Here is a 13,780-nt window from a genome sequence, read left to right on the forward strand (position 1 = left end):
AGATATTCTATAAGCGAAAGTTGACTGAAAAAATGCAAAAACGTTACTTTAATAATGCTCGCATAGCTTCTAACGCGTGTTGCAAATCAAGAGGATAATGCGACTTAACCGTCACTGATTTACCCGTGCGAGGATGTGTAAAAGTAAGTTCCATAGAATGCAACCATTGACGTTGCAACCCAAGTTTTTGAGCCAAAACTGGGTTCGCTCCATACATTGAATCCCCAACCAAAGGGTGACCTATAGACGAAAAATGGACGCGTATTTGATGTGTACGACCAGTTTCCAAATTAACGCTTACTAACGTTGCTTGACTAAAACGCTCAAGCACATCCCAGTGCGTAACAGCAGGCTTGCCGTCAGAAGTAATAGTAAAACGAAAATCAGATACTTTTGCGCGACCTATAGGAGCATCAATAGTAGCTTTATCTTGCGCTAAATCTCCTTGAACAAGCGCATGATACGTTTTTTTAACGATATGCTTTGCAAACTGATTTTTCATTACTTCATAAGCAAAATCTGTTTTACAAACTAGCATTAATCCGCTTGTTCCAACGTCTAATCTGCTTACGATTCCTTTGCGCGATTCGTCGCACAGCGTTGTTTTTATATCTATTCCAACAGCTTCTAGGCATTCTGGAACTGTCGGCCCACTCCATCCCTTTGCTGCGTGAGAGGCAACTCCAACAGGCTTATCTATTACAACAACATCGTCGTCGTTGTAAATAATTGGAATATTACATACAGAAGATTCATTATTTTGCTCTTCTTTTTGTTCTGCACTTTCTTTTTGATCGACAACAATCGTATCGCCATCTTGCAAAATGGAGGATTTTTGCGATTTTCTACCTAAGATTTTCGCTTGGTTACGCTCAATAAGAGATATCGCACTTGCACGCGAAACTCCCATTAGTTTTGATAAGCAAACATCAAATCTGCAGTCGGAAAATTGGCTTGTAACTTTAAAGCAAATATCACTCATCGGCATGCCCGAAAAGAGGAATCCCAATCAAAATAAGGCATACAACTGCGATTCCTGCAAACATAAGCTCAATATCTGCAACGTTCCCAACAGACCAACCGTAGTTTATAAAATCTACGACTTTGCCATTCAAAAAACCTTGAGCATATTGCGCTCTATCAATGAGGTTTCCGAAAGCTCCAGCAAACGCTAGAGCAAACGCAATAGTCCAATACAAAGATTTTGTGTGCTTAATAGCCGCTATCATGGCACCACAAGCAGCACAAGCTAATACGCTAATAACCCATGTAAAAGAAGAACCTAAGCCAAATGATGCTCCAGGATTTCGTACAAGAGTTAAAGAAAGCAAGTGCGGCACAAGCTCAATGTTTTTCCCGTCACTAAGCGTCGCCAAAGCCCAAAGTTTTGTTATGCGATCTAGCACAACACCAATAAAAACAATTAGTGCAAAAACGGCTACGCGAGTACGTAGCCGTTTCACACGCACATCTCTATGCGTCAATATTTATCCGATCTTTAGTAATTCAAATAGTATCGGTGCAGTGCGCAACATTTTAAAATATCAGTCACGCACTGCTAAAAACTACTCTTGCTTACCAGATTCTTCACCCTGCTTGTTGCCTAATGCAGCATAGGTATTTTCATCAGAAACTTGAGCAACCAACTGACCAAGGAAATCAGTCAAGCGAGTACGATATTCAGTCTCAAATTGCTTGAGGCTCTGAATATTTCCTTCAATAACTTGAGTTTGCTTCTCAAGATTCTCACGTACCTGACGAGCATATGCATCAGCAGCTGTACGAGTTGTAGAATCATAGTCTGCAGCACGATGCTGTACTTCAGCTTCATACTGGTCAGCTTGATCATGCGTCTGCTTAGAGTAATCATCAGCAGCTTGACGAACCTTACCAGAGTAAGCATCAGCCTCATTGTGAGCACGAGCAGCATAAGAATCAGCATCGCCGCGAGTACGAGTAGAGTAATCGTCAGCATCAGCATGAGTCTGCTTGCTGTATTCTTCAGCTTCAGAACGAGTGCGTGCAGAATATTCATCTGCCTTAGCAACAGTTTCGTTATAACGAGCTTGGCTTTCTTCAACAATTTGTTGAGCCTTAGCCTTGCCTTTATCTACATATTGATCATGCAATTGCATAGCAAGAGTCAACATTGCAGTTGCACGCTCTGGCTCAGAACCTTGTGCTTCTGCACCAGCACCAGCAATCTTTTGCAAGCTACCAGTTTCAGTATTTGGTTCCATCTTAGCAACCTGCTTTCGAAGCTGCTCTTCACGCTGACGAGACTCTTCCAACTGCTTGGAAAGTTCCTCAATCTTAGTGTTTTCTTGCTGAGTGACAACAAGCTGCTGGCGAACAGTTTCAAGCTCGCGACCCAAGTTTTCGCTGCTTGCACGGAAGTCGTCACGCTCGCGAGTAACAGTTTCAAGCTCTTTTTGAACCTGCTTAGCATTGTCTGCTTGAGCAGTTTGAGCAGTTAACTGATCTACCTGCGCACCCAAACCATCTAACTGTTCCTTCAACTGCTGGTTTTGAGCAGTCAAAGCACGATTACTTTCTTCAGCTTCACGCAACTTAGTTGCAGTAGCTTCAAGTTGAGAAGCAGCTTCATTTGATTCACCCTGCTTCTTAGAAGCATCACGCAATGCCTCATTTTCTTTAGTTAAGGATTCTACCTTAGAAGTTAACTCAGCAATCTTCGTATTCAAACCCGCAACATCACGGCCAAGAGATTGCGTGGAAGCCCCTAGGCCCTGCACTGCCTGCTGACCGAGTGCTTCTATTGTTTCTGTAACCTGATCGAGAAACTCGTCGACCTCGTCAACGTCATAACCTCCCTTAAAACGTACAATTTGGAAGGTATGCTCTCGAATGTCCTTAGGCGTCAACAGAGTCATATGCTTTACACCTCGCTTTTTGGGCATAGCCCTTTGATATATATCTATTCGATGCTATCACGTCCGCAGAAAATTAGTGCGGTTAATACAAAAATTTATGCAACAAAACGCCGCTTTTATAAAAATTACGCGTTAAAAAACCATAAACTCATCTATAACCAAATTTGAAGAACGTATAGAGCAAAATATAAAAGCATATAACTTACGTCAATACTAATATTTCCACAACGAGTTGGCGGAATAAACTTGCGCAATACGCGTAATGGCGGTTCTGTTATGAAATAAATAATCCGTATTAGAAAATTAAAAGCACCTCTAGGACGCATACGAGGAACAAGCACAAATAACCAATCTGCAACCATTCGAATAATCATTATTATCAAATAAGCGCGTATAATCACACGTAATATAGATAACGCAACAAATATCATTCGAACATCACCTTACAAAATAATACAACTAACACATTCAAGTTAAGCATACGCTGCAGAATCAAAATGCGAGAATAACAGATGTTATGCAACAGATGCATATCATTAAACTTCAGTTTTACGAGATATAATCTCACTGATTGTATTGATATTATTCAAAAGGAAGGTCGACAATGACTGTTCTTGTTACAGGTGGATGCGGATACATTGGAGCACATGTAGTTCACGCTTTACATGAAACAAAGCAAAATGTCGTCGTCGTTGACGATTTAAGCTACGGAAAGCCTACAAGAATTGAAGGCGCACGTCTTTATGGTATGGATATCTCTTCTCCTGATGCAGGAAAGCGACTTGCGCAAATTATGAAAGATGAGCACGTCGATGCTGTAATTCACTTTGCTGCTAGAAAGCAAGTTGGAGAGTCCGTAGAAAAGCCACTTTGGTATTATCAACAGAATATTAACGGCATGCTTAATGTGCTTGAAGGCATGAAAGATAGCGGAGTTAAGAAGCTCGTATTTTCTTCTTCTGCAGCAACTTATGGAGTACCTCCTGTTGAAGTTGTACCAGAAGATGTTGTGCCAATGTTGCCAATTAACCCTTATGGTCAAACCAAGCTTTTTGGCGAGTGGATGGCACGTGCTTGCGAGCACACATACGGAATTCGCTTCTGCGCACTGCGTTACTTCAACGTAGCTGGATGCGGTCCGGTGGAATTGGAAGATCCTGCGATTTTGAACTTAATTCCTATGCTTCTTGACAGACTACAGCGAGGAAAAGCACCTGCTATTTTTGGCGACGACTATCCTACTGCTGATGGCACTTGCATTCGCGACTATATTCACGTTTCTGATTTAGCAGACGCGCATATTGCGGCACTCACGTATTTGGATCGCGACGAGCGCAAGTACGATGCTTTTAACGTAGGAACTGGTAAGGGCACGTCTGTGCGCGAAATTGTTGACGAAGTGCGCAGAGTTACCGGTTTACCATTTAAAGAAACTGTTCTTGATCGCAGAGCTGGAGATCCTCCACAGCTTATTGGCAGCACGAAGCGAATTAACGAAGAAATGGGATGGCATGCTCGCTACGACGTTAAGGATATCGTAGAATCTGCTTGGGCAGCTTGGCAGGCAAATCCTGAGCATCATATTGATGTTGATTCGTGGAAGCAGCTTGACTAGCGAATAAAACAAAACGCGCGGCACAAATCGTGTCGCGCGTTTTTGTTGTGGCTCCGAGCGGGATCGATCCGCTGACCTAACGATTTTCAGTCGTTCGCTCTACCAACTGAGCTACAGAGCCATGACGAATAAAAAACCCGGCGAACCGGGTATTCTATTAATCGCGACCCCGGCCGGACTTGAACCGGTGACCTCCGCCGTGACAGGGCGGCGCTCTAACCAACTGAGCTACGGGGCCGTGGCTTTGTTCTCTCGAACAGCCGAGTCACTATCTTACAGAATCCTTAGCAAAATGCAAGTGCCGCGCGTGTTCGGCGTGTTGCCGCACAAAATCAAGCTATTATTCAAGCTCAACAGCTCCAGTGCAAAGCTGATAATACTCCCCACGTTTTGCCAATAATTCCTCATGTGAACCGCGCTCAATAATGCGACCGTGATCCAGCACCATAATCACATCAGCATTGCGCACTGTAGACAGTCTGTGAGCGATTACAAACACAGTACGCCTTTCCATCAAAGAATCCATTCCATGCTGAACTAACTCTTCAGTATGCGTGTCAATCGATGAAGTTGCTTCATCGAGAATCAACACAGGCGGATTTTCTACTGCAGCACGAGCAATAGAAATAAGCTGCTTCTGACCTTGAGAAAGCCCTTCACCACCATTGTTAAGCTGCGTATTGTATCCGTCAGGAAGATGAGAAATAAACGCGTCAGCATGAGCTAATTTTGCAGCTTGAATACAATCTTCGTCGCTAGCATCAAGATTTCCATAACGAATATTGTCCATTATTGTGCCTGTAAATAAATTCACATCTTGCAAAACAGTGCCAATAGCGTGGCGCAAATCCGTTTTGCAAATATCGCGCACGTCAATGCCATCATACAAAATTTGCCCATCATCGATGTCGTAAAAACGCGTAAGAAGGTTAGCAATAGTAGTTTTTCCAGCACCTGTAGCTCCAACAAGAGCAACTTTTTGACCAGGTTTTGCAAACCACGTAATATCGTGTAAAACAGGATGATTTTCTTTGTAACCAAACACAACATCCGTAAAACGCACGTCGCCTCGAAGCAAAGTATAGCGGCCATCCTTAGAAGTGCGAGCATCTCGCTTTGCATGGCACACAATCTCTTGAGCCATTTCACTTAAGTTTTGAGCGCGCTTTTTAGCTTTAGTACCATTATCTTGCTTTGATCTTTTCCAAGCCCAATAAATATTGCTTCCTTCAGATTGTTCATCTACTTCTTCAAGCACATCAAATGCTGATTTTTCTCCAAGATCTTCATCAGACTGAAGTACACGCACTTTAACTAATTGCACACTGCCAGAATCAAGTTCTGGCTTTTCATCAAGTAACTCAAAAATACGAGAAGCTCCTGCAAGAGCCATCATAAGTGCGTTAGCTTGCATTGTAATTTCGCCAATAGGGTTAATAAATGCGCGCGAAAGTGCCAGCAAAGATATAAGTGTACCCAATGTAAGAGTACTAGATCCAGCTAATCCCAGCGTTGGCAGACCTGCTGAAGCAGCCCACGCACCGAGTAAAGCAATTAATACATAAAGCAAATAGCTTGCATTACTAATAACAGGCATTACATTATTTGCATAAGAATTTGCACTTGCAGAAATTTTTTGCACTTTTTCTATGCAATTATCTAATTTTTCAATAGAATCTGCCTCATGATTAAAAATTTTAATCACTTTGCTGCCTGTTGCAGATTCTTCAACAAACTCATTTAGCTCACCTAATGCATGCTGGAATTGCTCAAATAGACTGCCAGATTTCTTTAGCATAAAACGCACTAAATAAAGCAATATTGCAGTAAATATAACTACAAAAACTGCAACCGGAAGCGATAGACACATAATAGATATAAACGCTGCCAAAATCGACATTAGCGCAGAAAAAGAGTCCGGAAATGCCCACGAAATTGCCTCACGAAGAACCTCAGTATCGTTTGTGTAACGGCTCATAATATCGCCGTAACCTTGAGAATCTAAGTAACGCAATGAAAGCTTCTGCTGATGCTTAAACATAGAATCTCGCAAATCACGCATAACACTTTCAGATATATTCGCAACAAGTCTGCTCCAAAGCCAAGAACAAAACACACCAACAGCGTAAACACTTGCCATCAGAATAATCATGCGAACAAGAGGCGTCCAATCCTGATTATGCTTACCGACAAGCGGAAGAATATACGAGTCCACAAGAGATTGCAAAAACACTGCACTTGCAGCTTGCACAATTGCGCTAACTATTATTGATGCAATAATTACGTAAATTTTAACTCGATACACCAGCACATAAGAGGCAAGTCTGCTAAGAGTTTCCCAACTAATAGCTGAATCATTTTTAGAAGAGTGAGCCGTTTTATTCTTAGCCATTGTTATTTAGCTCCTTCTTCTTTAGTTGCGCCAGTTATGCTACTTTTTTCTTGAGAAATCGCCATATTTCTGTAAAATTCACAAGACTTAAATAATTCATCATGCGAACCGTTAGCAACAACACGACCATCTTTAAGAACAACAATAATATCTGCATGTTCGATTGAAGATATGCGCTGAGCAACGATAATTTGCGTAGAATCAGGCATAAACTTTTTCAAGCCATCGCGAATTTTACTATCAGTTTTCATATCAACTGCACTCATCGAGTCGTCAAGGATTAAAATTTTCGGCTTCCTCAAAAGTGCGCGCGCAATGCACAAACGCTGTCGCTGACCACCGGAAACATTCTTACCGCCCTGATCAATATGCGTATTGTAGCCATCTGGTAAATCTTTAATAAACTCATCAGCACAAGCAATTTCGCAAGCTTGACGCAAATCATCATCGCTTGCTTCCGCTCTACCCCAGCGAAGATTTTCTGCAATTGTGCCACTAAACAAAATATTTTTTTGTAGAACAACGCCAACTTCTCCACGCAAACTAGAAGAATCATAATCGCGAATATCTTTTCCACCTACAAAAAGAGTGCCAGAAGTTACGTCATAAAGTCTTGCAATTAATTGCACTAAACTTGATTTTCCAGATCCCGTTGCACCAACAACACCAACAGTTGCTCCAGAAGGAATAGATATATTTATATCATGTAAAATTTCCTGTTCTGCTGGGGCAGATTCATCTGTATTATCTGATTGAGGATAGCGTAACGAAACATTTTCAAAACGCACAGAAGCGTCAGAAAGCTTTGTCAGCGGATGCTTGGAAACAACTTCAGTATTTCGAGATTGCAAAACATGTGAAATACGATGCATCGAAGCTCGAGCTGTTAACGACATTACAAAAACTGCAACTAAATTCGCTAAAGCAAACAAAATTTGCAAAGCATACACTACTAATGCAGCAAGATTTCCTGTTGTTAAACCAAAAGCAGGATTATTTCCCGAAGCCACAATTTCGTGCGAAGCCAACCACGCAATAAGTAGCATGCCAGAATAAAAACATAAGTTAAACAAAGGAATACTACAATTTAACACATACTCAGCTTTAATAAAATAATCATAGATTTTATGTGAAATACGCGTAAAACGACTTATTTCATAATCAGAACGCACATAAGACTTTACGACGCGAATATTATGCAAATTCTCGCCAACTCTATTATTCATCTCGTCAATCATTCGATAAATTCGAGAAAATGCTGGAGCAACTATACTAGCTCCAACAGCGCCAATTGCACCAATAATAGGCACGAATGAAAGAAAAACCCACGAGATAGCAGGGCTAATTGAAAAAGTAAACCACCAAGCAGTGATGATAATCATAACGCTGCGAACACCAGAGCGAATAATCATTTGGTAAGCAAATTGCACATTTGACACATCGCTAGTCATACGCGTAACAACAGTGCCGCTAGAAAACTTATCTAAATCAGAAAAACTTAAACTTTGTAAGCGTGAAAACATGTTGTGACGTAAATTTTTACCGAAACCAGCACTAGAATGCGCACAACAAATACCAGAAATAACGCCTGCAATCATTGCAATTGCAGCAAAAATAAGCAATTGCAAACCATAATATTGCACAGCTTCTTGAGAACGTGACATAATGCCAAAATCAATAAGATTTGACATTACTGTAGGAATCTCAATTTGCATAGCAGCTTCAACGAGAATAGTAACAACTGTTAAAACGCCAAGAAAACGGTACTTTTTTAAAGATAACAGAATCGTACGCAATGCGCGAGGAGAATTATTGCTAATTTTTCGTGAATTGTTCTTCGGCTTTTCTGCCATTGCATCCCTTCCCCTACATAACGTCATGTGTAGGTTTAATAATATCACTTCTTCAAATACATATTTGAATTATTGCGCATGGCGCATTTCCGTATTGAGTTACTTCATTACCAAATGCATAAATAGATGAATCTTTGACATAGTAGTATACAGACAAATCACATACGAAAAAGTGCTTCTACACATTCAAATTATAAACAACGATTGATTTCATCTTATAAAAAATTATATAATGAAAAGTGTATATTCGCATGTATAAAGAGGTACTGTCATGAATATAAAAAAGCTATTAATAGAATACTTACTTGCTCAGTAGCATTATCCATGTCTTTTTTACTATCATTGCAAGTTCAAGCCAACACCCAAGAAGAAACTTATGAGTAACACAAAGATAGTTGGCGCTGTAGCACAGCAGAAAGGCATTCGTGTCGACTTGCAGTGAGAATTTCCACATTAATATCAACAATTATGTGAGGAACAATATGAACAGCAAACACATAGTTCTACTGCCAATAACGCTGCTTTGTTATATTTCGTCAGCTATTTATTTCTTTAAACAATTGAAGGACTTAAAAGACGATAACACTTGTATTAATACTGTTAGTCTCACCATTCAAGCATTCGTCCTATTAATATTACTAATCTATCTTTTATATTTATGCAAAGAAAAAACATACCCAACTGTATATCGTTTAGTTACAGTATTTATGAGCATAGTTAGCATAATTCTTTTGACAGTTTGCAATACAGATGTTACTAGGTTAATTATATTTAGCTTAACATGTGTATATGTATGCATTCTTATAATCGTCCACAAACATTGTTAAATATATCGTATGAGTGGCGCATTCAATAGGATTACGAAGCGTCGCCTTCGCCTTGCGCGCGGTCTTTTCCGTAAATCGACGGAATAAAACGCTCCTGATCGTGAAGCTTTTCCCAGATTACAGGAGGATTTTGCGGATTTTCCAGAGACTTTGGCACATCGATAATTCGTTGATTACTAGAGCCACGAAATTGCAAAAGCGAATCGTGCAAATCTTTCATATAACGGCCGTCAACAAGAATATCAATGTAACGCAAAAGCTCAAGCTTATCAGGCGTCTCCCCTGGGCGCATAAGCTCTTCCCAAGTGTATCCAGTCCAACTCCAAATGTCTTTTGTATTGCCAAACTCTTTCCTAATACGCTTGCAAAGAGGCAGCAAAATGCCCGTATTAAGCAACGGCTCGCCGCCAAGAAGCGTTAAACCTTGCACATAAGGCTGCGCTAAATCTTCCATGATTTGATCTTCAAGCTTTTGAGTATAAGGATGACCTGCGCGAAAATCCCAAATCGACTCGTTATAGCACTCAACGCAATGGAACGGGCAGCCGGAAACGTAAAGCGAGCAACGAATTCCTTCGCCGTCTGTCATCAAAAAACGCTTATAATCGGCGATCATCCCCTGGCTCATGCGCTCACTAGACCACTGTCCTGCGCGAGGATTATTGGAAAGAGAGGTAGGAATCCACGGTCCACGATTCACATCTGCAGGCGCAAAATCGTGCAAACTCATGCGAGCCATATCCAACCCCCTTCCAAACCGAATAAACAACTAAAAAATAAACAACCAAATTTGCGAAAATAAAATAAATCCAGCCGTTAGAAAGTGCAATCACAAAATGCAATACATTTCTAACGGCCAGATTATCACCAAACAACAAACACAAGAAAAGCTATTGATTTAGCTAAATTATCTAGTCATACTTATTTTACTAAGTTTCAACATAGTAAATTAGCTAAGTTTATTTTGTTTCCTCATACCATTCACGAGACTCACCGTTGTTAAGAGTCACATGGCCAGTTTCGCCAGACATGTGCTTTACGCGGTGAGCGATTTCTTCGTGACGACCGTGAACCATTGGACGCTGAACAGGATTGCCCAAGTAACCGCAAGTACGCTTAGTCACATTGCACTTATCTGGGTCGCTGTTGCCGCACTCCGGGCAACGGAAGCCTTCTTTAGTCGGCTCAAAATCACCCTGGAATCCACAAACGAAGCAGTGATCGATTGGCGTATTCGTACCCAAGTAGCCGATGCCAATCTTGTAAGCGTAATCCCAAACAGCTTCCAAAGCCTTAGGATTTGCCTGCAAGCATGGGAACTCGCAGTAGTTAATAAAACCGCCGGAAGCAAGATACGGGAAGTCAACCTCGTAGCGAAGCTTCTCCATAGGAGTTGGCTGCAACCAAACCGGGTAATGGAAGGAATTAGTGTAGAAGTCGTGATCAGTTACGCCTTCAATGCGACCGAACTTCTGGCGATCCATGCGGTTAAAGCGGTCAGTCAAAGACTCAGCAGGAGTTGAGTAAACGGAATAATGGTAGCCTTCCGCCTTTGACCACTGCTGGCAAAGCTTATTCATGCGGCGAACCAAAGAAAGCGCAAATTCCTTGCCTTCCTCATTCCAGCTGTGATCTTGCATCCAATCCTTGCCGAAGAACACGGCCGTAGTTTCGTACAAACCAATGTAGCCAAGAGAAACAGTTGCGCGCTCATTACGGAACAACTGATCCACGCTTTCGTTAGCTTCCAAACGACCAAAAGCACCGTAACGGAACAGCGTTGGAGCATTTACAGGAGTTGCCTGCTTGCAACGCATAATACGGAATCGCAAAGCTTGGTGAGCTACTTCCATACGCTCGTCGAAAAGCTTCCAGAAGCGAGTCACATCGCCGTGAGATTCAAGAGCAATACGTGGCATGTTAACAGTTACAACGCCAAGATTCATACGGCCATCTTCAACGTCCTTGCCGGTCTTTGGATCAATCCAACCCTGAAGGAACGAACGGCAACCCATAGGAGCCTTGAAGGAGCCAGTAATCTTAACAATATTCTCGTAGAACACAACGTCTGGGTACATGCGCTTTGTAGAGCACTCAAGCGCAAGCTGCTTCAAATCGTAGTTCGGGTCGCCAGCGTCCGCGTTAACACCGTGCTTAATAGTAAACACAAGCTTAGGGAAGATTGCAGTATGACGATCTTTGCCGAGACCACGAATACGGTTAAGCAAAATAGCGCGCTGAATTTCACGAGCAAACCAAGAAGTACCCAAGCCAAAGCCAACAGTTACGAACGGAGTCTGACCGTTAGAAACGCGGTTAGAATTGATTTGATATTCCATTGTTTGCATAGCGTCGTAGATCGCCTTACGCGTCATAATCTTTGCGTAAACTTCACGGAGCTGATCCAACTCGCCCAAATTCTTATCAAAAGGAGTATCAGCAGGCAGTGGATCCCTGTCCAAGCAGTGGAGATTCTTAGGCTCCTGAGCCTTCAAGCCGTCAATCATATCTTTTGCGACTTGAATTGGCGTGGAATCAGGAATCATTGCGTGTGCCATAGCAAGATTCTTGTCGTAATCGCACTTAGCGTAAGGCTCAAGCATTTCGTCAGCGCGATTAACAGTCTGACCACCGTATTGCGCGCCAGCAATATCCTTAATAATTTGCGTAACCTGAGTTGCAGCAGTACCAATAGACTTTGGACTATCCATCATTGCATTACCAAGAGCAAATCCCTTAGCAAGCATATCGCCAAAATCAGGAAGCGAGCAGTTGCTCATGCAAGTAAATGGCGAATAATCAGCGTCATGGAAGTGAATATCACCCTTCATATGAGCGTTAGAAACTGCGTGAGGAAGCATAGAGAACGCAGAAGCTTTAGAAACAGCACCTGCAAGAAGATCACGCTGAGTTGCATAAACATTAGAATCCTTATTTGCGTTTTCACGAACAAGAGACTCATCACGATTTACAAGACGGTTAACAGCCTCGTTAATATCAGTAGCTTTAGCGCGGTCTATATCTCGGTTCAGTCGGTAGCTCGTGTAGCAACGAGCAACCTCATAAAGGTGATTTTCAATAAGACTATGCTCAACCAAGGTCTGAATATCTTCAATCTTCGCCGGGCCATTGTAACGATCTTGAATTTCAGCCTCAATATGATCAGAAATATTACGAATCAACTGCTCTTCTTGCGGACCGACTTCCTTGCCCAAATCCTTAAAAGCAGCCTTGATTGCCATAATGATATTCAGCGGATCAAAATCAACTACGCGACCATCGCGCTTTTCGACCTGCACGCGAGAAACTGGAATTTCAACTACATCATCCGTACAATTTTCTGCGCTTGTGACAGCAGTTTCTTCCAAAACCTGCATCGGTACAGACCTTTCTCAAACACTGTTCCTTCTAGCAAAATCTCTCGTTGCAAACATGGGAACTATTTCTAACAACTCGCTCTACTATAACCCAACTCATGCACAATATCTAGGGCAAGACGCAAAGATAACCACCTATATATAGTGATTTATGTCACAATCGCGATTTTTGCGGCGTGTCCTGGTGTGTCGTAATTGATAAACGATAAATTACTGAATACACGCCGTTAAATGTGCGCACTTCGTGACGCTTTGATATATTAAATCACGTGGAACAGATAGCTTTTCAGCATGCACAGGAATTCGGATTCCAACCAGGAGACGTTGTCCAACAATGGCTCTGGGATGACGATGTTGACGAAACAATTTGCGAAAGCATCGAGAAACTTACCGGCGAAGAGTTGGTAGATGAGGATTACGACGCTGCTGTTGATGGTGTGATTATTTGGTGGCGCGACGGCGACGACGAAGATGAGCTCGCAGACACTATTATGGATGCCACAAATATGCTTGACAATGACGCTCCTATGTGGGTTCTTACTCCAAAACCAGGTCGCGAAGGTTCCCCAAGTTCTAGTACCGTTCAATCTGCAGCAAAAACAGCTGGCATGAACGCAGCCACTCCGTTAACCGTAAGCACTGACTGGAACGGCGTTCAACTGCGCGCATTTGGTAAAGGTCAATCTAAATAAGTATTTGCTAATTGGCTTAACTAGTTTAACCGACTGTTGACTTGCTTAACAGGCTGATTAACTGATTACTAAGTTGCTTATTGCTTGCCAACTTGCTACTTACTTTTGTAGTATTGCTGCTGTTTTGTTG

Annotated in this window: 10 protein-coding genes and 2 tRNA genes; 2 read left to right on the forward strand and 10 right to left on the reverse strand. The window is 41.9% G+C overall.

Annotation, left to right across the window (positions count from 1 at the left end):
• Window positions 1-43: 43 nt before the first annotated feature.
• From HXT44_RS05705 to HXT44_RS05720, 4 genes are all read right to left on the reverse strand, one after another.
• Entirely contained in the window at window positions 44-982 is a 939-nt protein-coding gene (locus tag HXT44_RS05705; RefSeq protein WP_410309292.1) for an RluA family pseudouridine synthase, read from the reverse strand.
• Window positions 975-1,469 (reverse strand): signal peptidase II, encoded by a 495-nt coding sequence (locus tag HXT44_RS05710; protein ID WP_033888518.1) that lies wholly within the window; start codon window positions 1,467-1,469, stop codon window positions 975-977. Before HXT44_RS05710 ends, HXT44_RS05705 begins: the two co-directional genes overlap by 8 nt.
• A gap of 96 nt (window positions 1,470-1,565) precedes the next feature.
• Window positions 1,566-2,894: a DivIVA domain-containing protein gene (locus HXT44_RS05715; RefSeq protein WP_012914407.1), complete on the reverse strand. Its 1,329-nt coding sequence runs from the start codon at window positions 2,892-2,894 to the stop codon at window positions 1,566-1,568.
• A 152-nt stretch (window positions 2,895-3,046) separates the two neighbouring features.
• On the reverse strand, window positions 3,047-3,325 hold the full coding sequence (locus tag HXT44_RS05720) for a YggT family protein (protein ID WP_012914408.1): 279 nt from the start codon (window positions 3,323-3,325) through the stop codon (window positions 3,047-3,049).
• Between the two features lie 173 nt (window positions 3,326-3,498).
• Between HXT44_RS05720 and galE the strand changes: the two genes are divergently transcribed.
• The gene (gene galE / locus HXT44_RS05725; RefSeq protein WP_004108540.1) at window positions 3,499-4,509 is read left to right on the forward strand and encodes a UDP-glucose 4-epimerase GalE; all 1,011 of its coding nucleotides are present in this window, start codon (window positions 3,499-3,501) and stop codon (window positions 4,507-4,509) included.
• 48 nt (window positions 4,510-4,557) lie between these two features.
• On the opposite strand, the gene HXT44_RS05730 is transcribed toward galE, so the two are convergent.
• The 6 genes from HXT44_RS05730 to nrdD all read right to left on the reverse strand — a co-directional run bounded on the left by HXT44_RS05730 (window position 4,558) and on the right by nrdD (window position 12,958).
• Window positions 4,558-4,630: transfer RNA gene (locus tag HXT44_RS05730), tRNA-Phe, on the reverse strand.
• Between the two features lie 43 nt (window positions 4,631-4,673).
• Window positions 4,674-4,747, reverse strand: a tRNA-Asp gene (locus HXT44_RS05735).
• A 102-nt stretch (window positions 4,748-4,849) separates the two neighbouring features.
• Window positions 4,850-6,901, reverse strand: a complete 2,052-nt coding sequence (locus HXT44_RS05740; protein WP_004108541.1) for an ABC transporter ATP-binding protein — start codon at window positions 6,899-6,901, stop codon at window positions 4,850-4,852.
• A 2-nt stretch (window positions 6,902-6,903) separates the two neighbouring features.
• Window positions 6,904-8,754 carry an ABC transporter ATP-binding protein gene (locus HXT44_RS05745; protein WP_004108543.1) on the reverse strand — a complete coding sequence of 617 codons (1,851 nt, stop codon included), beginning with the start codon at window positions 8,752-8,754 and terminating at the stop codon, window positions 6,904-6,906.
• An 858-nt stretch (window positions 8,755-9,612) separates the two neighbouring features.
• Complete coding sequence (gene nrdG, locus HXT44_RS05750; RefSeq protein WP_004108545.1) at window positions 9,613-10,320, reverse strand: anaerobic ribonucleoside-triphosphate reductase activating protein; 708 nt, start codon at window positions 10,318-10,320, stop codon at window positions 9,613-9,615.
• Between the two features lie 220 nt (window positions 10,321-10,540).
• The gene (gene nrdD / locus HXT44_RS05755) at window positions 10,541-12,958 is read right to left on the reverse strand and encodes an anaerobic ribonucleoside-triphosphate reductase (RefSeq protein ID WP_004108547.1); all 2,418 of its coding nucleotides are present in this window, start codon (window positions 12,956-12,958) and stop codon (window positions 10,541-10,543) included.
• A gap of 269 nt (window positions 12,959-13,227) precedes the next feature.
• Here nrdD and HXT44_RS05760 point away from each other — a divergent pair, with 269 nt between their 5' ends.
• Complete coding sequence (locus HXT44_RS05760) at window positions 13,228-13,650, forward strand: DUF3052 domain-containing protein (protein WP_004108549.1); 423 nt, start codon at window positions 13,228-13,230, stop codon at window positions 13,648-13,650.
• Window positions 13,651-13,780 lie beyond the last annotated feature (130 nt).

Origin of the sequence: Gardnerella sp. DNF01198P (assembly GCF_049244165.1) — a bacterium.
In the GTDB taxonomy this organism is placed as follows: Bacteria; Actinomycetota; Actinomycetes; order Actinomycetales; family Bifidobacteriaceae; genus Bifidobacterium; species Bifidobacterium swidsinskii.

Bases quoted from the DNA above. Each gene is read 5' to 3' on its own strand.
- HXT44_RS05705 (WP_410309292.1), bottom strand. From the start codon at position 982: ATGAGTGATATTTGCTTTAAAGTTACAAGCCAATTTTCCGACTGCAGA.
- HXT44_RS05715 (WP_012914407.1), bottom strand. From the start codon at position 2,894: ATGACTCTGTTGACGCCTAAGGACATTCGAGAGCATACCTTCCAAATT.
- HXT44_RS05720 (WP_012914408.1), bottom strand. From the start codon at position 3,325: ATGATATTTGTTGCGTTATCTATATTACGTGTGATTATACGCGCTTAT.
- galE (WP_004108540.1), top strand. From the start codon at position 3,499: ATGACTGTTCTTGTTACAGGTGGATGCGGATACATTGGAGCACATGTA.
- HXT44_RS05740 (WP_004108541.1), bottom strand. From the start codon at position 6,901: ATGGCTAAGAATAAAACGGCTCACTCTTCTAAAAATGATTCAGCTATT.
- HXT44_RS05745 (WP_004108543.1), bottom strand. From the start codon at position 8,754: ATGGCAGAAAAGCCGAAGAACAATTCACGAAAAATTAGCAATAATTCT.
- nrdG (WP_004108545.1), bottom strand. From the start codon at position 10,320: ATGGCTCGCATGAGTTTGCACGATTTTGCGCCTGCAGATGTGAATCGT.
- nrdD (WP_004108547.1), bottom strand. From the start codon at position 12,958: ATGCAGGTTTTGGAAGAAACTGCTGTCACAAGCGCAGAAAATTGTACG.